A 24,395-nucleotide genomic window follows, 5' to 3' on the forward strand; every position below is an offset into this window, starting at 1 on the left:
CCGACCATCCCGCCCGTCGTACGCTTCCCAGCCCCACCCGTCCTGCCCCGCCCTACCCGACCACCCCACCCGCCCTGCCCCGCTGACTTCTTGCTCAGGGAATTAGCATCACGCGTGCCAGCGGGTCTCCAGGGTCAGAGTCCTGTGATTTCAAAGACTTGCCCGCCAATGGTGAGCGGAAGCTGTACCGGAGTCGGTAAGACTTACAGGAGAAAATTTCCGTGAAGCAGGAGCGGCGCCCGGGGCGCGATATGGGTGCCACGCCAGCGCGTTCCTGGGGGATTCCGCTTCATCCAAGCATCGGGAGAACTGGATGCACCGCGCACATCGGCAGTCAGGGGGGATGATTCTCGGGCTGTTGCTGCTGGCCGTGACGGGCTGTGCCACCTCCGAGCGGCGGGAGCTGCTCGAGCGCAGTGCCGCCCAGGTCGCCTACCGGCTCCCCGCCGAGCAACTCCTGGAGGCGAGCCGCGAGCTGCTCAAGGAGCGGGGCTATCTCATCCTGGAGAGCCGGGACCCGAACTACGTGCGGACCTCCTGGAAGGCGAAGTTCGACGAGAGCCTCGACATCGGCGGAGTCCGGGAGCGGCACTTCGTCATCAGCAAGGAGCTCCCGGACGGCCGCGTCGTGCTGAACGCGTACCGCGCCGTCTACACCACCATCGGGCGGACCGCGCCCCACCCGGCCTCCACCCAGACGGATGCGAAAACGGGCTATCAGCCGATGTACGAGGGAGACCCCCTCTCCTATGTCCGTCCGGAGGTCGTCCGGGACCTGGAGCTGGAGTGGCAGATCCTCTCCCGGGTCTCTCCCTCCACTGCCCGCGAGCTGGAAGACCAGGTGGACGAGTACCTCGCCCCTCCACCGAAATAGCCTCCACGGAGGCGGAGGGGCTACGCCAGGAAGTCGTGGCCCACCGCGAGACGAAGCTGCTGGAGCGCCACGGAAGGTGGCAGGACCCGCATCAACAGATCCCTCCCCCACACCGCCACCGGGTTGCGCAGGTAGCGGATGGAGCCCGACCGCAAGCTCAGCTCGGCCATGTGCGCCGTGCGAGGCCGGCGTTTCGCCTCGTAGCTCCGCAACGCGCGGACCCGGTCCGTGTCCTCGCGCAGCAGCTTCGCCAGGACCACGGCATCCTCGATGGCCTGGCACGCCCCCTGGCCCATGTCGGTCACCATCGCGTGCGCCGAGTCTCCCAGCAGCGTGACCGGACCCTCGCCCCAGCGCGGCAGCGGCGCCAGGTGGTGGATGTCGGTGCGAAGGATGTCGGATTCCCGCGTGGCACGGACCAGCGCCTCGACGGGCTCCATCCAGCCCCGGACATGGCTCAGCACCGCCTCCTGGTGGCCTCCCGGCGCGTCCTGTCCGCCCTCGGGCGCGGGGATCATCAGGAACCAGTACATCCGCCACGTGCCCTCCGGGTTCCGGCCGAGGTGACAGATGCCGAAGCGGACGCCGCGGCCGTAGATCTCGAACTGGCTCCCGTCTGGAATCACCTCGGAGGCGACGTCCACCACGCCGCGCCAGGACGTCCGGCCGCCGTAACGGAGCCGGACCTCCGGGAACAACCGCTGGCGGACCACCGAGTGCAGTCCGTCCGCGCCGATGAGACAGTCCCCCGTCACCTCCCGGCCATCGGCGAAGGTGACGCGGACGCCCTCGCCCTCGACGTGGAAGCCCGTACAGGCGGCGCCCAGGTGCACCACGCCGGGCCCGAGCTCCCGCAGCAGCACCTGCTGGAGCTCCGAGCGGAGCAACCCCACCGTGGGCTGGCCCACCTCCCGGCACAACACGTCCACGGACAGACGGGAGAGCACCTTGCCATCCCACCGGTTCATCACCGTCTCACGCCACGAGGCTCCCGCGCCGGCCACCTTCCCGGCCAGCCCCAGGGCATCGAAGGCCCGCATCGCGTTGGACCAGAGCGACAGCCCGGCGCCGACGGGCCGCCAGGCCTCGGCCCGTTCGTACACCGCGGCCTCGAGACCGGCCTGACGCAGGGCGATGGCGGCACACAACCCACCAATCCCCCCGCCGATGATGACGGCTCCGCGTGACGACATGAGGCCCTCCCCATTGAATCGAGGACGGGCCCCGGATGAAGACCCGTTGCCGCGTTAATAGTTCCGGTAATCGTAGAATACCTCTGACGGAGTGCTTCAACGCTCAGAGGTTGATGTCATAGGGATTGCAATATTGGCGGACCCGGTTGCGCTCCACCGAGGGGACCCGCCCCCACTGCGCGCGGGCATTCGCGAGGTCTCCCTTGCGGCAGTAGGCCCGGGTGAGGAGCGAGAACGAAGACCCGGTAATCTTCGTCCGCTGGCTGCGACGGGCGAGCCGGAGCGCCTCCATGGTATCGCCCGCGGCGAGGGCCCGCTCCGCCTCCTCCAGGTCCTTGCGCACCACCTCGGGCACCTCCTCGGGCGAACCCTGGCGCGAGCGAACATTGGCGGTGGTCCGCGACTCGGCAGGAGAAGTGTCGATGGTGGCCGCGGTCCGTGCCTGGACGGCACGCGCGGGCTCCTCCGGTTTGACCTCTGGAGGAGTTTCGACCGAAGGCGTTTCGGACACCGGCGGCGCCGGAGGAGGCGTCTCCTTCGCCATGCGCGCCAGCTCACCGGCGGGAGCGGTGCTCACGGCGGGAGCGGGCGGGGAGCGCCACCACCACCCGGCGGCCGCGGCGCTCGAGAGCAACACCACCGCCCCCACGGCCACGAGCACCTTTGACTTCAGCGGGGCCCCGGAGCGCGGCGAGGCCATGTGAGCGGGAACCTCCGCCTGGACTGGCTCGGGCGCGGGCCCTGACGACGTCTGAGGGCGCAACGACACCGTGCGCCCCGGAGCCTCCACCTGGGGAGCCTCGGCCGCGGCGGGAGAACCCGCTGACGTGGTCGCGACCTGGGGACGGACCTCCGGACGCAACTGTTGCCGCGGCTTGGGGAGGGTCTGGAGCGGCGTCCCGGTCAGCTCGGCGATGAACGACGCGACATCCGGGAAACGATCCTGCGGCTTCTTCTCGAGCGCCCGTTCCACCGCCGCGATCACCGTTGCGGGGAGGTCCGGACGGAGCGAGCCCAACGGCTCGGCGGGCTCACGCACGATGCGGAAGATGAGCTCCGCCACGGAATCCGAGGAGAAGGGCGGCCGCCCGGCCAGCATCTCGTAGATGATGCACCCGAGGGCGAACTGATCCGAGCGGGCATCCACCTCGCTGTTGCGTCCCATCGCCTGCTCGGGCGCCATGTACTGCGGTGTGCCGATGAGCACGTCCTGCTCGACCTGGAGGGTCTGCGCGGTGACGAGCTTCGAGATGCCGAAGTCGAGCAGCTTCACCTGCTCGCCCACCACGCCCCCGGACTCGGTGGGGACGAGGAACACGTTGCCCGGCTTCAGGTCCCGGTGGACCACGCCCGCTTGATGGGCCGTGTGGAGGGCCGAGCCGATCTGCCTCGCGATGAAGAGCGCCTCCTGGAGCGGAAGGGGGCCTCGACGGATCCGCCGCGAAAGGCTCATGCCGCGCAGGTACTCCATCACCAGGTAGGGAGTGCCATCCTCCATGCTGTGGTAGTCGAACACCTCGACGATGTTCGGGTGTCCGAGCCGGGAGGTGACCTCCGCTTCACGCTGGAAGCGCGCGTACAGTTCGGGCCGCATCCCCTCCGCGATGTGGAGGACCTTCACCGCCACCTGCTTGCCGGGAAGCCGGAGGTGCTGGGCCAGGAAGACCGCGCCCATGCCTCCCTTCCCCAGCTCCGAGATGAGCTCGTAGGTCTCTCGCAGGATGGTTCCGATGCGAATGGGAGCCGGGACTGGATGGGTCATGAGAGTCGCTTTTTTCCCATCAGGGTCTGACGTGGAAAAGGATAATCGGCCCTGTCGCGTGTGGTGCGTTTCACCCGACTTCTTGGGATGTGAGGATTCTGTTTGGGAATGTGAGGATGATGAAAAACGGAGGTAACCCATGACCCGCAGGACACCCACCCGAAGCTCCTCGAGCAGGCTCACCCCGGCCGCATTGGTGCTGATGCTCGTGGGCTGCCAACACACACCGGCGCCCCAGACCCCTCCATCTCCGACAGCGACTCCCGCCGCGGCGCCCGTGAACCCGGGGCCCGGCATCTGGACCTATGTCTGCGGGAACGGCGAGACGCTCCGGGCGGACTACCCGGACACCGGCACCGCGGTGGTGGAGCGCGGCGGCCGGCTCCATCCACTGAAGGCCGCGCGAGCCGCGAGCGGTGCGCGCTACACGGGCCCGGGCCTGCAATGGTGGCTCCAGGGCTCCGAGGCCATCCTGAGCCAACTGAAGCCCGATGGGGAGCTCGCCGGCGACCCGGGCGTGGCGTGCCGGCTCTCCGTCGATGCGCCCGTGTCACCGCCACCGCCCGGGGCGCCTGGCGGGCTGCCCGACGACCGCACCCCGATATCGGAAGCGCCCCAGGGGCCGAAGAGCCCCCAGGCCGCGGGCGATGTCGTGCAGACCTATTTCGCGCTGCTCGAGGCCGGGAAGTACGGCGACGCCTGGCGGCTCTGGTCGGATGGCGGCAAGGCCAGCCAGCGCACGGAAGCCCAGTTCGCGGCCGGCTTCGGCCGTTACGCCAGCTACCACGCCCTGGTCGGCGCACCCGGCCGGCCCGAGGGCGCGGCGGGCTCGGTCTATGTCGAGGTCCCGGTGGTCATCTATGGGCGGTTCAAGACCGGGAACGAGCTCCACCAGTCGGGAACGGTCACGCTCCGGCGCGTCAACGACGTCCCCGGTTCGACGGAAGAGCAACGCCGCTGGCACATCTTCCGGATCGAGCTCTCGCCCGAGGAGAGAGGGCTGGGCACGTCCGATGCCCGGGGGCCGGCCTGACGGAGCAGGCGGACCCTGCCCGCCCCGGGTATTGCCGCGCTGAAGCCGCCGGGGTCAGATAACGGGCATGTCCGCTCCGCTCTCGCCCGACGTGCTCAATACCCCCGAGGGAATCGCCAACCCCTACCCGGCCTACCGGGCCTTCCAGGGCCCCAACCCGGTGCGCTACCTGCGGCTGCCCGCGGGCCCCCTCACGGGCCGGACCGAGCCGCTCTATGCCTGGGCGCTGCTCCGTCACGCCGATGTCCTCGCCGCCATCCGCGACCCCGCCACGTTCTCCTCGCAGACGCCGGCGGTGTTCAAGACGATGCCCAAGTTCGCGCTCCTGCACGATGACCCGCCGTACCACACGCGGATGCGGCGGCTCGTGAGCAAGGCGTTCAGCCCCCAGCGCATCGCCTCGCTGTCGGAGTGGATTGGCCGCCTCGCCAACGAGCTGCTCGACACCACGGGCAAGGGCCCCGTGGAGCTCATGTCCGCGTATGCCGTCCCCCTGCCGATGCGGGTCATCGCCGCGATGCTCGGGGTCCCCGACCAGGACTATCCGTCGTTCAAGCTCTGGTCCGAGGCCGTGGTCGCCTACGTCGGCATGTCCAGGGAAGAGCGCATGCGCAAGATGCAGGAGATGGCCGCCTACCTGGACCAGGCCATCGCCGCGCGCCGCACCCAGCCCGCCGAGGATCTGCTCTCCGCGCTCGTGGAGGCCAAGGTCGAGGGCGAGGCCCTCACCGACGTGGAGATCCGCAGCTTCGCCGCCGTGTTGCTCGTCGCGGGCAACGAGACGACCACCAACCTGATCGGCAACATGCTGGCGCTGCTCGCGGATCGCCCGGAGCTCTGGCGCCGGGCCCGCGAGGATCGCTCGCTGGTGGAGCCCATCATCGAGGAGGTGCTGCGCTACGAGAGCCCGGTGCAGCGCTTCCCCCGCGTGACGACCCGGCCGGTGAAGATCGGCGACGTGGAGATCCCCGAGGGGGAGATCGTCGACATCGCCTATGGGGCGGCCAACCGGGACCCCGCCGTCTTCGAGGATCCGGATACGTTCCGGCCCGAGCGCCCGACGAACCAGCAGCACCTGGGCTTCGGGCTGGGGACCCACTTCTGCCTGGGTGCGCCGCTGGCCCGGCTCGAGGCCCGCATCACGCTCAACGCGTTCCTGGACAGGTTCCCGTCGCTCGGCCGGGGAGAGGGAGCCGCGGTGCGGCAGGGGTTCGCTCCCGTGAGCTTCGGCTACAAGTCGCTGCCGCTCGTGCTCGGCTGAGCGGAGGGCCTACACCAGCGGCAACTCGAGCGTGGCCGTGGCACCCTTGCCCGGCCCGTCGCTCTCCAGCGTGAGGCGCCCGCCCAGCTTCTGGGCCGCCAGCGCGCTGGAGTGCAGGCCCAGGCCATGCCCGTCCTCGCGCGTGGTGAAGCCCTGGCGGAAGAGCCGCTCGCGCACCTCGGGCGCGATGCCCATGCCGTTGTCCACCACCTGGATGCGCGCCATGTCCTCCCGCGCGTCCAGCCGCACGTACAGGTGGCGCTGGCCCGGGGGCAGCACGGCCATGGCGTTCTTGGCGTTGGTGATGAGGTTGATGAGGATCTGCAGCACCTTGTGCTTGTCCAACCGCGTCCGGGAGAGCGTGGAGAGCTCCCGGACGACGTTGACGCCGTGGCTCTTGAGCGCCGGCATCTGGATGCTCAGCGCTTCCTCGACGACCAGGGGTAGATCGCACTCCTCGGTGACGAGCGTGTCTCCGGCGTAGGTCTGCTGCACCTTGACGATGGCCCGGATGTGCTCGACGTGCTGGGTTGTCGCCGCCAGGCCCTCCTTCAACACCGCCTGCTCATCGAGCAGCTCGTCGGAGAGCTCGGCGAGGTAGTCCGGCAGCAGGGAGCCGCGCGGATCCCGGGCGAGGAAGTCCGCCAGTTCCCTCCGGTGCTCCTTGAGCATGCTGGCCACCTGCTTCAAGCGCTCCAGGCGCGAGGTGCCCACCGTCTGGTTCATCATCTGCACGTTGACGATGGCGCTGGTCAGCACGTTGCCCACGTTGTGGAGCACGTTGGTGGCCACCTCGGCCATTCCCGCCGCGCGCGCCGTATCCACCAGTTGGGCCTGGGCCTGCCGCAGCTCCCGCGTCCGCTCATCCACCCGGCGCTCCAGCTCGTCGTTGGCGCGGCGCAGGGCGGACTCCGCGCGCTGCACGTCGGCGTACAGCCGCGCGTTCTCGATGGAGATGGCGGCCTGCGAGGCGAGCTGTCCCAACAGGGAGAGGCGCGCGGGCGTGAAGGCGTTGGTGGTGAGGCTGTTCTCCAGGTAGAGCATCCCGCGGAACTCCTCCTGGCGCAGCAGGGGCAGACAGAGCAGGGAGCGGGCCTTCCCGCGCTCGAGCCAGGCATCCGACGAGAAGGGATGGGGCTGGGAGGCATCGCCGATGAGCACGGTCTCGCGCGTGCGCTTGACGTAGGAGAGGACGGTCCACGGCAGGGGCGTCCCGTCCGGGCCGTCCGGAGCGCCGTCGGGCAACGCCCCCGAGTGGGCCACTACCGAGAGCGTGTTGCCCTGGGGCAGCAACAGGGCGCCGCGCTGGGCGCCCGCGTTCTCGATGGCCACCCGCAGCAACGTGGCCGCCAGCCGCTCGAGGACGATCTCCCCGGAGATGGCCTGCTGGGCCTTCACCACCGTGAGCGCGTCCAGGAGCTGCGTCGAGCTCGTGTCCGTGGAGGTCACCACGGTGGACACGGAGGAGGCCACGGACGGCCATTCGGCGTCCAGGTGCCGCACCTTCCCGTGGGCGCCCCAGCGCAGGTACGCCTCCCGGGCCTTGAGTGCATAGGCCTCGGCGATGGTGGGCACCTGCCGCTCGCGCCAGTAGCGGGCCGCGAGCTCGTTGGCCAGGGCGGCGTTCTGGACGAAGCCATGCTCGCGGGCGGACTGGACGGCCTCCTCGTAGGCGTGCAGGGCTTCCTTGTCGCGGCCCGTGAGGCGGGCGAGCTCCGCGAAGACCATGCGCTCGGGCGCGCGGAAGGTCGAGGGGGCATTGCTGGCCCACTCGGCCAGTTGCCGTTGCGCCTCGTGCAGGGTCTCCAGGGCCCGCTCCCGCGCCCCGGGGCTCAGCTCGCCGAAGCAGGCGGCCAGGGACAGGGCGCGGTAGAGGTGGAGGTCCAGGAGCTGGATTTGAACGAGCGCGGCCCAGGAGAGCGCGGCCGCCCTTTCACCCGCCTCGCGCGCCTCCGCGTACGCCCCGCTCAGGTAGCGCGAGCGCATCTTGAGGATCCAATAGAAGCACCGCATGGTGCTCATGCGCTCGGGTGACAGCCCGGCCTCGAAGGCGTCCTCGTCGAAGTCCTCTCCGCTCAGCGAGCCGAACGCGTTCGAGAACCCGCGCAGCTGCTGCACGTAGCGCTGGAGGTGGTGGAGGATGTGTTGCGCGTCCGGGAAGCCCGCCTTGCGGACGAAGGCGAGCCGCGCGACGGACTCCTGGTAGACATCGTCCAGCGGGTGCCCCACGGCGAGGCGGTCCGTGACGATGTTGATGCAGCAGTAGCAGGCCACCTGGAACTCACTGACCTGCAGCGCGAGCTGGAAACCCCTGCGCAGGGGCTCCAGCGTCCCGGAGAGGGGCTGGGTCCAGTAGGTGATCATCGCCATGAGGTAGATGATCCGGCTGCGGAAAGCGGTCAGGTCGTAGCGCTCGACGAGCGCGCAGGCCAACAGGCCGAAGGCATGGCCCTCCTGGTACCGATGGAAGGCGGAGCCCAGCACCGCGCCGTACCAGCCCAGGCCATAGGCGGCCGCATCGGTCATCCCGTGGCGGAGGATGAGGGAGACCATCCGGCACAGGTGGAGGACGAACAGGTTGCGGTCGAGGAAGGACGAGGGCGCGGAGAGCGCGGAGAGCACGCTGATGACGGCCGCCATGTCCGGGTCCGTCATCCGGGGCAGGTCGATGAGGCTCGGGATGGGGCGGTCCCCCAGCAGGGCCTGGACCTCCTCGTTGGCGGCCACCACCTCCTCCCAGGAGGGATGGGGTGACATGGGCAGGCCCATCCGGGCCAGACACTCCAGGAGGCAGGTGGCGGACGCCTGGACTTCACCCGCGGCGAGGTGGATGCCGCTCTTCAAGCGGTAGACGACCGCCATGTCCGCGCGGGTGCGCGCCCGGGGCAGGAGATCCTCCAGCAGGCGGCGGGCCTCGGCGGCGTTGCCGCTCATCAGCTCGCAGTTCGCCTGGTCTCGCCGCAGCTGGAAGGCCAGCGTGGGGGCGGTCTCCCAGGGGTCTCCGGGGAGGAGGCGGAAGGCCGTGGCCAGATAGACGACGGCCGAGCGGAAGGCGGTCGAGGCCTTGGCCCTTCCGCCGGCCTCGGCGTTGAGGCGTGCCACGCGGTGGCGCTCCTCGGGCTCGGTGATCAGCTCCGCGCCGGAGTTGAGCTGGCCCACCACGTCGAAGAGCTTCTCGTGCACCTCCTCGGGAGACAGGCTCGCCAGCAGCAGGCGGCCGATGTGCAGGTGGACGGCCTTGCGCTGGTCCTCGGGGATGAGGGCATGGGCGGCCTGCTGGATGCGGTCATGCAGGAAGCGGTACTGCTCGGGGCCGGCGCACATCAGCAGGCCCTCCTGGAGCGCGGGCTCCAGCCCCTTCTCCACCTCGGTGGTCTCCGTCATGTGGGAGATGACGAGCAGGATGCGCGGGGAGAAGGTGTTGCCCACGCAGGCGGCCAGCCGCAGCAGGTGCTGGGTGCCATGGGGGAGCTGGCGCAGCTTGCCCACCATGAAGTCCACGACGTTGTCGGAGTAACCCCTCGCCCGGACCCCGCCGGCGTCCCAACGCCAGGTGCCCTCGGCCGTGCGCACCAACAGGCCGTCCTGGTTGAGCGTGAGCAGGAACTGCAGCAGGAAGAAGGGGTTGCCGCCCGTCTTCTCCCGGGCCAGTGCCGCGAGCGGTTCGACGAGGTCCGCTCCCGCACCGGGGAGCGTGTCGGCCACCAGCCGATGGACATCCTCCAGCGCGAGCGGCTCGAGCGGGAGGTCGGTCACCCACGCGTTGGCCTTGCGCACCGCCTCCAGCGCCAACGAGAGCGGATGGGTGGGGCCTACCTCGTTGTCCCGGTAGGCCCCCAGCAGAAGCACGGGAGGTGCCTCCGGGTGGGTGAGCAGGTGCTGGAGCAGCTGAAGGCTGGCGAGATCGGCCCACTGGAGGTCATCCAGGAACAGGACGAGCGGATGCTCGGGCGTGGCGAACACACCCAGGAGCCTGCGGAACACGCGGTTGAAACGGTGCTGCGCCTCGAGGGGCGGCAGCTCCTGGACGGGTGGCTGCTTGCCGAGGATGAGCTCCCACTGCGGCACCACGTTCACGAGGACCTGGCCATGGCCTTCCAGGGTCTCGTGCAACTGCCCGCGCCAGCGCGCCAGCTCCTCGTCCGTCTCCGAGAGGAGTTGCTGCGTCAGCGCGCGGAGGGCCTGGGCCAGCGTGGAGTAGGGAATGTCCTGCTGGAACTGGTCGAACTTGCCGCTGAGGAAGAAGCCCCGCTGACGCACCACCGGCTTGTGCAGCTCGTGCACCACCGAGGACTTGCCGATGCCGGAGTAGCCGTGCACCAGGATGAGCTCCGGCCGGGCATACCGGGCAACGCGCTCGAAGCTCTGGAGCAGGGCGGCGGCCTGCGTGTCGCGCCCGTAGAGCCGCTGCGGGAGCTGGAAGCGGGTGGGCACATCGTGGACGCCGAGCGGGAAGTCCTCCTGCTCGCCCCGCAGCAGGCCGTCGCGGCACCGCTCCAGATCGGCCCTCAGCCCCTCCGCGCTCTGGTAGCGCTCCTCGGCCACCTTGGCCAGCAGCTTCAGGACGATGGCGGACAGGACGGGCGGCAGCTCCTCCACCCGCTCGTGCGGGGGCTGCGGCGCGAGCGCCATGTGGGCATGGAACCACTCGAGCGCGTCGCGCCCCTGGAAGGGCCGGCTGCCCGTCAGGAGCTCGTAGAGGGTGACGCCCAGGGAGTAGAGGTCGGTGCGGTAGTCCACCGAGCGGTTCATGCGCCCGGTCTGCTCCGGGGACATGTACGCCAGCGTCCCTTCGATCAACGACGCCTGCGCCGCGTCCACGTGCTCGACGAGCTGGAGGCTGGCGATGCCGAAGTCGATGAGGTGCGTCTCGCCCGAGGGCGTGAGGATGATGTTGGAGGGCTTGATGTCCTTGTGGATGATGCCCCGGCGGTGGATCTCCGTGAGGGTCGAGGCCAGGGAGATGGCCTGCTCCACGACCCGGAGCGCGTTGAACGGCTCGCCGGTGAGTTCGGACAGGGGGATGCCCTCGATCTCCTCCATCAGCAGCACCGGACGATCCTGGAGCTGCTCGCAGGCGATGGCCCGGGAGACCCCGCGCACGTCCCGGAGCCGCTGGAGGATGCCGAACTCGCGCTGGTAGCGCTCGCGCTCACGGGGGGCGGGCGAGGGAGCCACCGGCGTCTTGAGGATGAGCGGAAGCCCGTCCTCGTCGCGCACGGCGTGGAACAACAGGTTCATGCCAGTGGACTTGACGACTCCTCGCGGCGTGTAACCTGGGATGTTCAGCATCTCGGGCGTCCGGGGCTGGGAGCTGCCCGCCCGGCGTCTCCACCATCATGGGGGAAGCACAGATGGGAACAGACCCGGGGGTGATCTGCAACGCGGGAGTGCGCACCTGAAGTACGCCCCCTCCCCCGCGAGGCGGCCGCATTCGAGCAGGCCAGCGGCTCGGCAGGCCCGCCTGATGATCGAGGAAGCGGTCCCGCCACCCTCCGGCGAACGGAGAGACGGTGAGCGCGTGATCGCCGCACTCGGGGTACGGCCCGGGCAGCTCAGGAAGAGGAAGGCTCCTTCGCCGGGGACTTCCCACCCACCGACTCTCCTGAGAACGGGCGGAAGCGCTCCGCGGACAGGCCGTAACCCTCGAGCCAGCGGTAGAGCTGCTGCCGCGAGCACCCCAGGTGGCGCGCCGCCTGGGTGACCTTCCCCTGGAAGCGCTCCAGCACCGCCTCCAGCTCCGCGGCACCCGGCACACGAAGCGTGGACGGCGCCTCCGCCTCGCGTTCGGGCACAGGTGATGGCACTGGCCCCTCGCCCAGCGCGCGCTCCGAGGCCAGTGATTGCTCCAGCCGGGGGCTCAGCTCCAGCGGCGCTCCCGGCTCCGCCCCTACCACCGCCATCGACAGGAAGTTGTACAACCCCCGGACGTTGAGCGGCCACGGGTGCAGCAACAACGCCTCGAGCAGCGCCACGTCGAGCACCCGTCCCGCCTCGCCGAGCCGCCCGAGCAGGTGGTGGATGAGCAGCGGCAGATCCTCCCTCCGCTCGCGCAGGGGCGGCAGGACGAGGCTCCACTGCGCCAGCCGTGCGTAGAGATCGGCCCGGAAGCGCCCCTCGCGCACGGCCGCCACCAGGTCCCGGTGCGTGGCCGCCACCAGCCGCACGTCGATGGGCACCTCGTGCGCCGCGCCAATCGGCCTCATCGTGCGCGTCTCGAGCACGCGCAGCAGCTTCACCTGCAACCCGGGCGGCATCTCGCCAATCTCATCCAGGAAGAGCGTTCCCTGCTCCGCCACCCGGAACAGCCCGTCGCGGCTCGTCACCGCCCCGGTGAAGGCGCCTCGCACGTGGCCGAACAGCTCGCTCTCGATGATGCCCTCCGCCAGACCGCCGCAGTTGAGCGCCACCAGCGTCCCCGGGCGGCCGCTCCCCCGGTGCAGCGCGCGCGCGGCGAGCTCCTTGCCCGTCCCCGTCTCCCCGGTGATGAGCACCGAGTTGCCCCGCGGCGCCACCGCCGCGAGCGCCTGATGCACGGCCCGCATCGCCGGGCCCTCACCGAGCAGCTCGGGCTCCGCCTCCGCCGGGACCGGGCCGGCCAGGCTCTCGGAGAACAGCAGCAGCGTGCCGCCCAGCCGGATGACGTCCCCCGGCCGCAGCGCCACGGGGCCGCTCACCACCTCGCCATTGAGGCGGATGCGGTTGCGGCCGCCCAGCTCCTCCAACCTCCATCCCCCCTCCCCGGGAGAGATCCGGCCATGCTCGCGGGACACCCGTGGATCCACACGGCCATCGTCCGCCGCGAGCGTGAAGCGCCCGAGCAGCATCCCGCCCGGCGCCAGCTCCCAGCACGTCCGCCCGTCGAGCACGCCGCACGAAGCCATCAGGCACAGCCTCCACCCCGTGCCGCGCCCCTCCCTGGAGCCGGCATGCGGGCCAGTGGGTTGGGTGCTGGTCCGCTGCGTCTCGGCCTGATCCGGAAGTGAGGTGCCCAAGCGCGGGAAAGCATGCCACAGGGCCCCGGCCCCCGTTGACCGTGGACGTCCGCGAACGTCCGCGAATGTCCGCGAATGTCCGCGGACACCGTCTCCACGGGCTCCGGGCAAGGGGCCCTCTGGTTCTTCCCTCTGGAGAGCCCCTGGTACGGCGATTGCTCTGGCCCCATGCCACGGGACGCTCCAGGCGGAGCCCGTCCTGCATCTTCAGGGAGACATCAATGACGACAACGACGGATGGGTGCTGGGTCCAGTTCTATGACGGTGAGAAGGAGTCGGGCGGAACGCTCCGTTTCGATGGACCGGTCAACGTCGCGGACATGAATGATTACATCTTCTCCACGGGCGAGAAGGGCGGCGACGAGCCGGACTCCCTGGTGATGGGCTCCCGGGCGTGGATCCAGGTCTTCACGAATGACGACTACGGCGGCAGCGACGCCTTCTTCTACCCCAACCAGAAGATCGACTCGTTGGACGACTTCGGCGTGGGCGGGAAGATCGACAGCTTCAAGCTGTTCGACTCCCAGCCGTCGTGGTTCCCGCCGCCCAGCACCGTCAACTGGGCCGTGGAGAGCAGCAACGGCATCGTCTCATCTCTGTCCATCAACAACTTCTTCCGCACCGCGCTGGGCACCGCGCTGATGCTCGTTCCCAAGGTGGGCAGCGCGCTGAAGACGCTCGCCTACGGACTCTGGCCGGATCCGCGCAACAACAAGGAGCAGGCCTGGGCCTGCTTCCAGAACTACATCAGCCAGGTGGTGGGCACCATCTACCAGCAGATCATCACCACCGGCCTGAGCGACAAGCTCTCGGGCCTGTACAACCTGACCGTCGCCTATGCGGACGCGCCTCCCGAGCGGCGCCAGTCGACCTTCGCCGCGCTGCTGTCGGATCTGCAGGTGCAGGAACCCTTCTTCGTGAACCTGAGCTCGGCACGAAACACCCTGAGCTTCTTCCTGCCCTTCGGCTCGCTGATGCTCATCACGCTGCGCGAGCAGATCCTCTTCTACCAGGACATCTATGGCACTCCGCTCGATCCGCAGGAGCGGCAGAAGCTGGTGGATGCGCTGCAGGCGAAGATCGACGCCTACCAATCGGCCGTGAACACCGCGCGGAGCCAGCTCCTGAGCCAGCGCGCCGCCATGGTGACCATCCTGGACGAGAGCTCCATCACCTCCGATATGTGGGTGCCCATCGACACCTACAGCGGATGGCGGGGGACCCAGGAGTTCGGTGGCGGCTCCAAGGACAGGGCCCAGCAGGCCGCCAACCAGCACGCGGAGGACGAGACCAACGCCCTGGCCTATAGCCTGGACCAGAACATCGCCCAGACGCAGCTCTGGAGCTGGATGAACCCCGACAACACCACGCCCATCCAGGCGCCGTCGCTCATCTATCTCGACGGGCCCTACGGCAGCTACCAGAGCAGCACCGCCTTCAGCGCCGTGGCCGGAACCGGCAGCTCCATCACCCGCGTGGTGGTGATGGCGGGCTCGCTGATCGACAGTCTGGAGGTATTCATCGACGGCGTCTCCACCGGCCGCAATGGCGGCAGCGGCGGTGCGCCCACCACGCTCAACCTGGCCTCGGGCGAGTCCATCGTCCGGGCGAACGGCTACTCCTCGGGGTTGATCAACGAGCTCGGCTTCACCTCGAGCACCGGCCAGTCATTCCTGGTGGGCAGCCTCAACGGGACGAACGGCACCACGGGGAACTTCACGTCGGAGGCCCCCTCGGGCACGGCCAATGGGCGGCTGGTGGGCATGTCGGGCTACAGCGTCAACGGCACGAGCGCGTCGTCCAACCTGAAGGTGCTGACCTTCCACTGGTACTGCACGCTGCCCCTGCCGGAGAACCCCGAGCAGGCACTCGGCACGCTCGAGGGCGGAGGCCAGCCCGTGCGGACGAAGGTGGCGTAACGGGCCGGGCCGGGAGCCCTCCGGGGACAGGGGCGCGAGGCGGGCGCTATAGTCGGCCCGCGGATGACGCACCTTGTCCTCGGGCCCTACCGGATTCTGGGAACGCTGGGCCGGGGAGGAATGGGGCAGGTGTTCCGGGGCCAGCACCGGGAGAGCGGACAGCTCGTCGCGCTCAAGACGGTGCGGGCCCCTTCCGCCCTCCACCTCTCCAGCCTGCGGCGTGAGGTGCGGGCACTGGGCCAGGCGCGGCACCCGGGCCTGGTGCGCATCCTCGACCAGGGCGTCGAGGAGGGCCGCCCCTGGTACGCCATGGAGCTGCTCCACGGGCGCACGCTGCGCGACGTGATGGCCGGTGGCGGGCACGCCCCCGCGGACGGTGAGCCCACCCTGCCCACCGGAGAAACACCTCCTCCCGTGCGGCCCCGGGCCCACGGCCCGCCGGAGTTCGCGCGCCTCGCCCCGCTGCTCGCGCTCCTGCGCGATGTGTGCGCACCGCTGGCGGCCCTCCACGGTGCCGGGCTCGTCCACCGGGACCTCAAACCGGAGAACATCTTCGTCACCGAGCGCGGCGCCCCCGTGCTGGTGGACCTGGGAATCGCCGCCCGCTTCAGCGGCGCCTCGGGCCGCGAGTCCTTCACCTCCGGCGATGAGCTGCAAGCCATCGGCACGCGCCCCTACATGGCGCCCGAGCAGCTCGGGGGCGAGCTGGTGGATGCGCGCGCCGACCTCTACGCGCTGGGCGTCATCCTCTACGAGTGCCTCACCGGACAGCGCCCCTTCTCCGCCCCGGGCCCTGGAGGCGTGCTCGCGCGGCACTCCGGACAGCGGGCACTCGCGCCGTCCCTGCTCGTGCCCGGCCTGCCTCCCGAGCTGGACGGCCTCGTGCTGCGCCTGCTGGAGCCGCGGCCCCGCGCCCGGCCCGGTTACGCCGAGGATGTGGCCGGGCTCCTCGAGCAGTGGCTGGGTGAAGGGGGGCATGCCTCGCCGCGCGAGGACGCGGGCCGCGCTTCCGCCCCTCACGCCCGGCCCTGGCTGTACCGCCCGGAGCTCACCGGCCGCGAGCACGTCCTCGGTGGGCTCGAGGTGGCGTTGGAGCAGCTCCAGCACGAGGGGCGCGGCGGGCGCATCTATCTCGGTGGCGCGAGCGGCGTGGGCAAGACGCGGCTGGTGATGGAGCTCGCCCGGCGCGCGATGGGGCGGGGCCTGACGGTGGTGAGCTGCCCCTGCCGGCCGGGGGACGCGCTCTCTCCTTCGCCCCTCTCCCCCGCCCCGCTCCAACCCTTCCGGCCGCTCCTGCTGGCGCTCGCGGATCGCTGCCGGGCGGGCGGGGCCGCGGTGACCGAGACGCTGCTCGGTCCCGCGGGACGGGTGCTCGCCGCCCATGAGCCGGCCCTGGGAGCACTGCCGGGCCTGGAGCGCTACCCCGAGCCCCCGCCGCTGGACGCCACCAGCACGCGCCTGCGTCTCTTCGACGCGCTGGGCTCGACGCTCGTGGCGCTCGCGGCCCAGGCGCCGCTCGTGCTGGTGATGGATGACCTCCAGTGGGCGGATGAGCTGTCGCTGGGCTTCCTGCGCGGCGCCGGCCTGGGTCCGCTGGCCGAGGCCCCCGTCCTCCTCCTCGGCACCTACCGGAACGGAGCGCCCGGCGGGCGGCTCTCGTCCATCATCGAGGCGGCGGGAAGCACGCACGTGGAGCTGGACAGGCTGGACGACGGCAGCGTCCGCGCCATGGCCGCCAGCATGCTCGCCCTGCCGGAGGTGCCCGCGGACATCGGCGGATTCCTCACCAGCGCCGCCGAGGGCAACCCCTTCTTCGTCGCCGAGTGCCTGCGCGCGGCGATCGACCGGGGCGCCCTGGCGCGGGAGCGGGATGGGCGATGGCGCTTCCTCCCTGGAGCCCCGGGCGATGCGCGGCCTTCGCTGCCACGCTCGCTCTCCGAGCTCCTCTCCGGACGCATGGACGCGCTCGACGCACCGGCGCGGGAGGCCCTCGAGGCGGCCGCGGTGCTCGGCCATGCCTGCGAGGCGGAGTTGCTCATCCGGCTCGCCGGGCTGGAGGAGCCGGTGGCCTCCGATGCGCTCCGCTCGCTGTGCCTCCGGGCCCTGCTCGAGGAGGAAGAGGGCCAGCTCCACTTCATCCACGAGCGGCTGCGCGAGACCGTGACCACGAGCCTGCCCCCCTCCCGGCGCGAGGCACTCCACCGGCGCGCCGCCCTGCTGCTGGAGGGCGAGGGCCCGGTGCACGACGGCCTCCACGCGGCCCTGGCCGTCCACCACGCCGGGGCCGGGGCCCACGACCGCGCCCATGCCAGCTTCGTGCGCGCGGCCGAGCACGCCCGGCGGACCTACGCCCACGAACAGGCGGCCGCCTTGTACGAGGCCGCGCTCCGGGAAGCGGAGGCGCACCCCGGCCCCCTGCCCACCGGCACCCGTGCGCCGCGCGCGCTGCGGGAGCACCTCGGCGAGCTGCTCGGCGTGCTGGGGCGCCAGGAGGAGGCACGAACCGCCTACGGCCAGGTGCTGCGCGAGCTGCCCGCCACGGAGGCCCTCGCGCGGGCCCGGCTCCACCGCAAGCTGGGCAAGACCTGGGAGCCCCACCACCGGCACGAGGAAGCGCTGGCGGCCTTCGACCGGGCGGAGCACTGCCTCGGTGAGGCGCCTCAGGCCCCGGAGGAAACGGCCGCGTGGTGGCAGGAGTGGGTGCAGCTCCAGATCGAGCGCATCTCGACGTACTACTGGACCGCCAACACGCCCGCGCTGGAGGCGCTGGTCCAACGCGCCGGGCCCGGGGTGCGGGCCCGGGGAACGCCCTTGCAGCGAGCACGATTCTTCCAGTCGCTCGTCCAGCGCGACCTGCGGGCCGAGCGTTACGCGGCCTCGCCGGAGACGGTGGAGAACGCCCGGCGCAGCGTGCTGGCGCTCGAGGAGAGCGGGGAGCGCGTCGAGCTGGCCACCGCGCGCTTCACGCTGGGCGCCGTGCTCCTCTGGCATGGAGCGCTCGACGAGGCCGAGACCGTCATGAGGGCGGCGCTCGACGAGGCGGAGCGGCTCGCGCACGTGCCCCTGCAGGCGCGGTGCGCGAGCTACCTCACCCAGCTGCACCGGCAGCGCGGGCGGACGGGCACCGTGCAACGGCTCGCGCCGAAGGCGGCGAAGGTGGCCCGGGCCTGCCAGATGGCCGACTACGTCGCCGCCGCCGAGGCGAACCTCGGCTGGGTGGCCTGGCGCGAGGGCCGTCACACCGAGGCGGAAACGCTCTGCCAGGCGGCCCTGGCCCGCTGGGCGCCCCTCTCGCTCGTCTTTCCCTTCCAGTGGATGGCCCGCTGGCCCCTGCTCGCCCTGGCCCACGCACGAGGCGATTCCAACGCCGCCGTGGACCACGCCCGCGCGCTCCTCGAGCCCCAGCAGCAGCGGCTCCCGCCCACCACCCGCGCGCGGCTCGAGGAGGCCGTGGCACGGCATGACCAGGCCCACCCAGCGGCGTCCGTGGCGCGGCTCGCCGAGGCACTCGAGCTGGCCCGCGGCCAGGGCCAGCTATGAGAGGATGTGCGCTGGCAAGCAATCCCTCACACGAGCCCCGCACGAAGGAAGGCCCATGTCGCCCAGGTTCAGCTGCACACCAACGGTCAACGTCGACGTGAACGGAGAGACCGTCTGGACGATCACCGACACGAACACCAACGCCTGGAGCTGGTCGTGTGCGCAGGAGGGCGCGCCGATCGTCGGGCTGCGCCCCCAGCCCGGTGGCATGAGCTGCGCCATCACGGGACTGCGGCCGGGGCAGGCCACCATCACCGCGACCCGGAGCGACGGCTACACGCTGACGCAGGCGATTGGCGTGGGACTGATGTTCGTCTACGCCCCCGACGGCAAGCTGTACGCGGTCTCGACGGCGAGCTTCATGGAGGTGGACCAGACGAGGATGAGTGGCCAGCCCATCCCCACGTTGGAGGAGATGAGCGGGCAGGAGGCCTACTACGTCCCGCCCGGGACCGAGGGCGCGGCGGCCATCAACGTCACCTGCTACGTCATCAACCTCGGCTACGTGCAGCAGACGGACGTGTGGACACCGCCTCCCGCCCCTCCAAAGAAAGACACGTAGCGCTACAAGAGGTTCACGCCGCCGCCGGGCCGGACTCCCGCGCCACCGGAACCCGCAGGACGAAGCGGGCGCCTCCCTCGGAACGGTTCTCCGCATGCAGCGAACCGCCGCACCTCGAGGCGTACTCGCGGCACAGGGCCAGCCCCAACCCGGTCCCCTTCCCGGGCGGCCTGGTGGTGAAGAAGGGCTCGAAGAGCCGCGGTAGCACCTCCTGGGGAATCCCCGGCCCGTTGTCCTCCACTTCCAACCACACCTCCTCCCCCACCCACCGTGCCCTCACCAGGATGGCGGCCCGGCGCGCGGGCTTCGTGTCCTCCACCGCGTCCGCCGCGTTCAGCAACAGGTTCAACAGCACCTGCACCAGGTGCCGCTGCCCCAGCCGGACCGGCGGCAACCCCGGGCCCACGTCCAGCGAGACATCCCCCAGGCCGCGCAGCCGCACCGAGGCCAACCGCTTCGCCTCGTCCATGGCGTCCTCCACCCGCCCCTCCTCGCCGTCGTCCAGCTCACGCGCGAAGCGCCGCAGGTCCATGACGATCTGCTGGATGCGCAACACGCCCTGCTGAGTCTCGGTGAGCACTTCACGCAGCTCCGTGAGGTCTCCCGGCCCACCCTCGTTGCGCAGCTCCCGCTCCAGGAAGCCGAGGTTGGACTTCACGAAGGCCAACGGGTTGTTCACCTCGTGGGCCACCCCGGTGGCGAGCTGCCCCACCAGCACCAGCCGCTCCACCTCCGCGCGCTCGCGCTCGGCGTGCACCCGGCGGCGCTCGCTCTCGGCGAGCTGCTCCAGCACCGCCAGCCGCTCCTGCTGTGCCACCAACCGCTCCTGCTGCGCCACCTTCTCCGCGTCGCTGATGCGCCGGTACGTCTGCCCTCCGGCGATGGCCGCCGCGCCCAGCAGGCCGAAGCTCGACACATGCAGCAGCATCTCCCGCGACGGCAGGCCGGCCATCACGTCCAGCACCACGGTGCTGGCCAGCACCCACACGCTGGCCGCCACCGTGGACAGACGTGAGTCCGGGCTGAAGATGGCGATGGCGAAGGGCAGGGAGCCGAGCATCGGGAAGCAGGGGCTGTCTGGCCCTCCTGTACGGTGGATGAGCGCGGTCACCGCCAGGAGCGTGGCCGGCCCGGTCCACATCCCCGTCGATTTCGCGGAAACCCACCCCCTCCCCACCGCCACCGAGATCGCCACGAAGCTCGCGCTCCACCCCCCATACGTGAGCGCGAGCGCCAGGCTGAAGTCGCCCGACGCCAGGCCGTGGACAGGGAAGGCCCCCAGGAGCACGGCAGCGCAGACGAACAGGTTCTTCCGCTTCACCCGGCGCAGCGCCTGCAACTCGGAGGGGTCAGCCGTCATGGACGGTCAATTGTAACATTCCGGCCAACGGGGATGCGCCAGCCCGCTATGTTGTATTTGCAACACCGCTCGGCTGGAAAGGAAGCGAGAGATGGCGGCGCAATACGATCAGATCGGCAACAAGGTCGCGGACTGGGACGTACTGCCGGTGCGCTCGGAGTACATCGAGGGACACACCTTCTTCAAGGCGCTCGGCCCCATCGAGGGAAGGAACGTTCTCGACCTGGCCTGTGGTGACGGGCTGTACACACGGCAGTTCAAGACGCGAGGCGCCGCGCGGGTGGTGGGGGTGGACATCTCTGTTGCACTACGCGAGCTCGCCCGAGCACCTGCTTCGGATGTGCCGGAACATCCATGCGCACGTGAAGCCGGGGGGCTGCTTCGTGACCTATGCCTTCAACCCCGAGTTCAGCGCGAAGGGCCCCAACAGCACGCGCTATGGAATCACGATGTTGGAATACCCGGAGGCCCCTCGGGAGGGACAGGAGATCTCCGCGGTGCTGCACACGAAGAGCCCCTTCACCATCCACTTCTCCCACTGGAGCCGGGACACGTACGAGCGGCTGCTGCGCGAGGCGGGCTTCCGCACGCTCACCTGGATGCGCCCCGAGTGCTCTCCCGAGGGGATTTCGAGGTTCGGCCGGGAGTTCTGGCAGGACTACATCGACAACCCCCACGCGGTGGCGCTGCGCTGCGAGCGGTGAGCCGCTCAGTCGAGGCGGAAGCCCGAGGGGGCGCGCGGCTCCTGGCGCCGGTACATGTCGAGGTAGAGCAGCACCGGCTTCTGCAGTCCCTCGTACGTCACCTCGTACACGTCGAGCAGGCCGCCGCCAAAAGGAAGAGAGGCGTCCTCGAAGCCACAGCAGCTGCCCTGCCGGTTGTAGCTCAACGGTTGCCCCTCGGGACCGCGCAGGTGCTGGAGGTATTCGTGCTCGCCGTCAGGCCCTCCGCCAACCTTGATCGGATCCTCCGGCGTGTAGCCGTAGCCCGAGGGCTCCTGCGCCGGCGTCTCCACGGGAGCGGCGGGCGCCTGCACAGCGGCTTCGGTCGAGGACCCACTCGCTTCCGCCCCCGGCGCGTCCTTGCGCATCGTGGCGGATGAGCCAGCACAACCGGAGGACAGCAACCACAGGACACCGCAGCAGAGCACGGTACGGGGGATGAACATCCCCCATTCTAAACACGGTGCCCCCACAGCCTGCGCGCGGCTGGGAAAATACAGACATTTCTCTACGGCGGATTCCTACGGTATAGGTGCCTACACATTGAGTAGTTGAAGGAAGAGGAGAATCCATGAGGAACGGCGGAGTGATGTTGTTTGGGGTCCTGTTGGCGGCGTGTGAGCCGAGCCCGCAGGTGGATGATGCCGGGGCGCAATCTTCTACGCTTTCGAACATGCCCGCGGCGGCGGTGAAGGCGATGAAGGACGCGGAGAGGGTCGGCATGACGCCGCTCTTCTTCGCATGTCCGCGCTACCTGACCTACGAACCGCAAGGAATTGACAGCAACGCCAACTCGACGCCTGACTGGTACGGCCCGGTCGCGGATCTCCTCGACGTCGACAAGCCGACGACGAATTTCATCGGGGGAACGTTTCAGGTCATCTGCGGCTCGACGCAGAGCAATCGCAGCTTGCTCAGCGTGCGCAAGAGCCTCCCCGCCGGATACTCGTCGTGCACGACGAGCCCCGTCGGTCAGGTGGACGCCTGGTTCGTCTGCACCTGACGGAACGCCTTGAGTTCCTCGGCGAGGAGTTCGGCGACCAACCGGACCCGGCGGCTCGTGCGCACGTCCTGATGCGTGACGAGCCACATGGGGAACGTGAGGGGAGGAAGGTCCTTCAGCACGCGGCGGACGGAGGGGTCGGCATCACCCACCTCGGAGACCATGACGCCGATGCCCGCGCCTTCGCGAACGAGCGCCCACTGCACATGCTGGCTCTGGCTGAGGAGAGGAAAGTTCTTCTCGGTCAGCGGCAGGCCGAGCGCCACGAGGCCCTTACGGTAGGTGTCCGCGCGGTCGAAGCCGATGAAGCTCGCGCGCGCGAGGTCGTCCCGGGTGAGCTTCGTACCGAGCGTTCGCAGGTACTTCGGCGCCGCGTACAGGTATGCCTCGTTGTCGCGGAGCTTCCGCGCGATCAGCTCGGGATCTGTCGGGCGAAAGCTACGGATGGCGATGTCGGCCTCGCGGCGGCGGAGGTCCAGGGCGGCGTTCGAGGCGATGATCTCCACCTCGATGCCCGGATGCCGGGTGCGCAGTTTCGTGATGACCGGAGGCAGGAGATAGGTCGCGATGACCTCGCTGGCGGTGATGCAGACGGGACCGTCGAGCGACAGCGTCTGACCGGCCGCCACGCGTGAGACGCGGAAGGCCGCGTCGCACATGGTGCGGACGTGCTCGATGAGCTCGAGCCCGGTGGGCGTGAGGGCCAGCCCGCGCCCCACTCGCTCGAAGAGCGTCACGCCCAGCTCGGCCTCGAGCGCCGCCACCTGACGGCCCACCGTCGGCTGCGCGATGCCGAGCGCACGCGCCGCGGCGGAGAAGGACCCTTCGTCGGCGGTCACGAGGAACGCGCGGACGTGGTTCCAGTCGAATTCCACATGGCTCCAATCCATGCACTTCTGCATACCACGTCAGCGGTTCTGGCCGAGGACAGGTGCAATCCTGCATGGGAGAAAGACTCCACGACTCACACGGGTGCTTCCGGGCGCCCATTTGAAGGAGACCGTGGATGAAGGCACTCGTGTACGAGGACTACGGCCCGCCGGAGGTCCTGAAGCTCCAGGACGTCGTGAAGCCCATACCCGGGGATGGCGAGCTCCTCGTCCGGGTCCGAGCGGCGGCGGTGACCACGGCGGACAGTGCCTTCCGCAAGGGCGATCGCTTCAGCACGCGGCTGGCGTCTGGCCTCAGGAGGCCGCGCAAGCGCGTCCTGGGCACCGAGTTCGCCGGAGACGTCGAGGCGGTGGGCAACGGTGTCACGCACTTCCGTCCGGGCGACGCGGTCTTCGCCGCGACGGGAGTCGCCTTCGGCGCCCATGGCGAATTCGTGTGCCTGCGTGAGGATGGAGCGGTCGCGCGCATGCCGTCGAACATGACCCATGACGAGGCCGCGGCGCTCTGTGACGGAGCCATGACGGCGCTGCCCTTCCTCCGCGACCACGGGCACGTGCAGCGAGGGCAAACCGTCCTCATCAATGGCGCTTCCGGGAGTGTGGGTTCCGCCGCGGTGCAACTGGCCAGGTACTACGGCGCGCACGTCATCGCGGTTTGCAGCACAGGGAACGTCGACAGGGTGCGTGCGCTCGGAGCGGACGAGGTCATCGACTACACGCGGGAGGATTTCACCCGGCGCCGAGGCGCCTACCACGTGGTGTTCGATGCCGTGGGAAAGAGCTCCTTCTCGCGCTGCGAGGACGCACTGACGGACGGGGGCATCTACCTCTCCACCGTTCCCACCCTGGGGATGTTCGCGGACATGCTCTGGACGCGCTTCTTCGGGAGCAGGAGAGCGATCCTGGCGCTGACCGGCCTGCGGCCGCCGGGAGAGAAGAGGAAGGACCTGTGCTTTCTCAGGGAACTCGCCGAGACGGGGCGGATCCGCGCGATCATCGACGGCCGTTATCGCTGGGAAGCCAGTGCCCAGGCCCACCGCCGCGTCGACTCGGGACACAAGCAGGGCACCGTGGTCCTCCAGATGGGAGCGTAAGTATCGGCTCCTGACGCCACGCCGCAGAAGAGCCGGAGCTCCCCACGAGGCCGCGCCACCAACCCCAGGTGCTCCACAATCGCGCGCCCCCCCCTGCTGCTCCCTTCAGGCCCGCCAACACCCGACGCCTGCCTCCACACCTCACACAGGCGAACACTTCCACCGCGAATGTCCTGCGTAGCAACTC

The 24,395-nt window shown here is 70.0% G+C and carries 16 protein-coding genes and 1 pseudogene; 10 read left to right on the forward strand and 7 right to left on the reverse strand.

Going from position 1 to position 24,395, the window contains the following annotated elements; translation table 11 throughout:
- Nucleotides 1-313 precede the first annotated feature (313 nt).
- Nucleotides 314-874 carry a hypothetical protein gene (locus BO221_RS54440; protein WP_143196039.1) on the forward strand — a complete coding sequence of 187 codons (561 nt, stop codon included), beginning with the start codon at nucleotides 314-316 and terminating at the stop codon, nucleotides 872-874.
- Nucleotides 875-894: 20 nt separating this feature from the next.
- On the opposite strand, the gene BO221_RS44545 is transcribed toward BO221_RS54440, so the two are convergent.
- Both BO221_RS44545 and BO221_RS44550 read right to left on the reverse strand, forming a co-directional pair.
- A complete protein-coding gene (locus BO221_RS44545) occupies nucleotides 895-2,067 on the reverse strand; it encodes an FAD-dependent monooxygenase (protein ID WP_073567008.1) in 1,173 nt (390 codons plus the stop codon).
- 103 nt (nucleotides 2,068-2,170) lie between these two features.
- Nucleotides 2,171-3,829, reverse strand: a complete 1,659-nt coding sequence (locus BO221_RS44550) for a serine/threonine-protein kinase (RefSeq protein ID WP_073567009.1) — start codon at nucleotides 3,827-3,829, stop codon at nucleotides 2,171-2,173.
- 139 nt (nucleotides 3,830-3,968) lie between these two features.
- Here BO221_RS44550 and BO221_RS44555 point away from each other — a divergent pair, with 139 nt between their 5' ends.
- Nucleotides 3,969-4,862 carry an MliC family protein gene (locus BO221_RS44555; RefSeq protein ID WP_083682422.1) on the forward strand — a complete coding sequence of 298 codons (894 nt, stop codon included), beginning with the start codon at nucleotides 3,969-3,971 and terminating at the stop codon, nucleotides 4,860-4,862.
- 67 nt (nucleotides 4,863-4,929) lie between these two features.
- Complete coding sequence (locus tag BO221_RS44560) at nucleotides 4,930-6,123, forward strand: cytochrome P450 (protein WP_073567011.1); 1,194 nt, start codon at nucleotides 4,930-4,932, stop codon at nucleotides 6,121-6,123.
- Nucleotides 6,124-6,132: 9 nt separating this feature from the next.
- On the opposite strand, the gene BO221_RS44565 is transcribed toward BO221_RS44560, so the two are convergent.
- Nucleotides 6,133-11,415: a trifunctional serine/threonine-protein kinase/ATP-binding protein/sensor histidine kinase gene (locus BO221_RS44565; RefSeq protein ID WP_073567012.1), complete on the reverse strand. Its 5,283-nt coding sequence runs from the start codon at nucleotides 11,413-11,415 to the stop codon at nucleotides 6,133-6,135.
- A 263-nt stretch (nucleotides 11,416-11,678) separates the two neighbouring features.
- Entirely contained in the window at nucleotides 11,679-13,007 is a 1,329-nt protein-coding gene (locus tag BO221_RS44575) for a sigma 54-interacting transcriptional regulator (protein ID WP_233166537.1), read from the reverse strand.
- 332 nt (nucleotides 13,008-13,339) lie between these two features.
- Between BO221_RS44575 and BO221_RS44580 the strand changes: the two genes are divergently transcribed.
- From BO221_RS44580 to BO221_RS44590, 3 genes are all read left to right on the forward strand, one after another.
- Nucleotides 13,340-15,037: a hypothetical protein gene (locus BO221_RS44580; protein ID WP_073567014.1), complete on the forward strand. Its 1,698-nt coding sequence runs from the start codon at nucleotides 13,340-13,342 to the stop codon at nucleotides 15,035-15,037.
- A gap of 63 nt (nucleotides 15,038-15,100) precedes the next feature.
- Nucleotides 15,101-18,577 carry a serine/threonine-protein kinase PknK gene (locus tag BO221_RS44585; protein ID WP_073567015.1) on the forward strand — a complete coding sequence of 1,159 codons (3,477 nt, stop codon included), beginning with the start codon at nucleotides 15,101-15,103 and terminating at the stop codon, nucleotides 18,575-18,577.
- Nucleotides 18,578-18,632: 55 nt separating this feature from the next.
- Nucleotides 18,633-19,139 (forward strand): hypothetical protein, encoded by a 507-nt coding sequence (locus tag BO221_RS44590; protein WP_073567016.1) that lies wholly within the window; start codon nucleotides 18,633-18,635, stop codon nucleotides 19,137-19,139.
- 13 nt (nucleotides 19,140-19,152) lie between these two features.
- Here the strand turns inward: BO221_RS44590 and BO221_RS44595 are convergent, their stop codons facing one another.
- On the reverse strand, nucleotides 19,153-20,499 hold the full coding sequence (locus BO221_RS44595; RefSeq protein WP_073567017.1) for a sensor histidine kinase: 1,347 nt from the start codon (nucleotides 20,497-20,499) through the stop codon (nucleotides 19,153-19,155).
- Between the two features lie 91 nt (nucleotides 20,500-20,590).
- Here BO221_RS44595 and BO221_RS56780 point away from each other — a divergent pair.
- Nucleotides 20,591-20,785, forward strand: a pseudogene (locus BO221_RS56780) (class I SAM-dependent methyltransferase); the annotation flags it as partial.
- 16 nt (nucleotides 20,786-20,801) lie between these two features.
- Nucleotides 20,802-21,203, forward strand: coding sequence for a hypothetical protein (locus tag BO221_RS44600; protein WP_233166538.1), 402 nt, complete (start codon nucleotides 20,802-20,804; stop codon nucleotides 21,201-21,203).
- A 5-nt stretch (nucleotides 21,204-21,208) separates the two neighbouring features.
- On the opposite strand, the gene BO221_RS44605 is transcribed toward BO221_RS44600, so the two are convergent.
- A complete protein-coding gene (locus tag BO221_RS44605; protein WP_073567018.1) occupies nucleotides 21,209-21,667 on the reverse strand; it encodes a hypothetical protein in 459 nt (152 codons plus the stop codon).
- A 125-nt stretch (nucleotides 21,668-21,792) separates the two neighbouring features.
- Here BO221_RS44605 and BO221_RS44610 point away from each other — a divergent pair, with 125 nt between their 5' ends.
- On the forward strand, nucleotides 21,793-22,224 hold the full coding sequence (locus tag BO221_RS44610) for a hypothetical protein (protein ID WP_073567019.1): 432 nt from the start codon (nucleotides 21,793-21,795) through the stop codon (nucleotides 22,222-22,224).
- On the opposite strand, the gene BO221_RS44615 is transcribed toward BO221_RS44610, so the two are convergent.
- A complete protein-coding gene (locus BO221_RS44615; RefSeq protein ID WP_143196041.1) occupies nucleotides 22,194-23,114 on the reverse strand; it encodes a LysR family transcriptional regulator in 921 nt (306 codons plus the stop codon). The two genes, BO221_RS44610 and BO221_RS44615, sit on opposite strands and share 31 nt — an antisense overlap.
- Nucleotides 23,115-23,230: 116 nt before the next feature.
- Here BO221_RS44615 and BO221_RS44620 point away from each other — a divergent pair, with 116 nt between their 5' ends.
- Nucleotides 23,231-24,208: an NAD(P)-dependent alcohol dehydrogenase gene (locus BO221_RS44620; protein ID WP_073567021.1), complete on the forward strand. Its 978-nt coding sequence runs from the start codon at nucleotides 23,231-23,233 to the stop codon at nucleotides 24,206-24,208.
- Nucleotides 24,209-24,395: the final 187 nt, after the last annotated feature.

Origin of the sequence: Archangium sp. Cb G35 (assembly GCF_001896145.1) — a bacterium.
GTDB lineage: Bacteria > Myxococcota > Myxococcia > Myxococcales > Myxococcaceae > Archangium > Archangium violaceum.

What these genes read in the sequence shown, in the direction of transcription:
- BO221_RS44545 (WP_073567008.1), bottom strand. Translation starts at nt 2,067, where the DNA reads ATGTCGTCACGCGGAGCCGTCATCATCGGCGGGGGGATTGGTGGGTTG.
- BO221_RS44585 (WP_073567015.1), top strand. Translation starts at nt 15,101, where the DNA reads ATGACGCACCTTGTCCTCGGGCCCTACCGGATTCTGGGAACGCTGGGC.
- BO221_RS44565 (WP_073567012.1), bottom strand. Translation starts at nt 11,415, where the DNA reads ATGCTGAACATCCCAGGTTACACGCCGCGAGGAGTCGTCAAGTCCACT.
- BO221_RS44555 (WP_083682422.1), top strand. Translation starts at nt 3,969, where the DNA reads ATGACCCGCAGGACACCCACCCGAAGCTCCTCGAGCAGGCTCACCCCG.
- BO221_RS44580 (WP_073567014.1), top strand. Translation starts at nt 13,340, where the DNA reads ATGACGACAACGACGGATGGGTGCTGGGTCCAGTTCTATGACGGTGAG.
- BO221_RS44615 (WP_143196041.1), bottom strand. Translation starts at nt 23,114, where the DNA reads ATGGATTGGAGCCATGTGGAATTCGACTGGAACCACGTCCGCGCGTTC.
- BO221_RS44595 (WP_073567017.1), bottom strand. Translation starts at nt 20,499, where the DNA reads ATGACGGCTGACCCCTCCGAGTTGCAGGCGCTGCGCCGGGTGAAGCGG.
- BO221_RS44575 (WP_233166537.1), bottom strand. Translation starts at nt 13,007, where the DNA reads ATGGCTTCGTGCGGCGTGCTCGACGGGCGGACGTGCTGGGAGCTGGCG.
- BO221_RS44550 (WP_073567009.1), bottom strand. Translation starts at nt 3,829, where the DNA reads ATGACCCATCCAGTCCCGGCTCCCATTCGCATCGGAACCATCCTGCGA.
- BO221_RS44610 (WP_073567019.1), top strand. Translation starts at nt 21,793, where the DNA reads ATGAGGAACGGCGGAGTGATGTTGTTTGGGGTCCTGTTGGCGGCGTGT.
- BO221_RS44620 (WP_073567021.1), top strand. Translation starts at nt 23,231, where the DNA reads ATGAAGGCACTCGTGTACGAGGACTACGGCCCGCCGGAGGTCCTGAAG.
- BO221_RS44605 (WP_073567018.1), bottom strand. Translation starts at nt 21,667, where the DNA reads ATGTTCATCCCCCGTACCGTGCTCTGCTGCGGTGTCCTGTGGTTGCTG.
- BO221_RS44560 (WP_073567011.1), top strand. Translation starts at nt 4,930, where the DNA reads ATGTCCGCTCCGCTCTCGCCCGACGTGCTCAATACCCCCGAGGGAATC.
- BO221_RS44590 (WP_073567016.1), top strand. Translation starts at nt 18,633, where the DNA reads ATGTCGCCCAGGTTCAGCTGCACACCAACGGTCAACGTCGACGTGAAC.
- BO221_RS54440 (WP_143196039.1), top strand. Translation starts at nt 314, where the DNA reads ATGCACCGCGCACATCGGCAGTCAGGGGGGATGATTCTCGGGCTGTTG.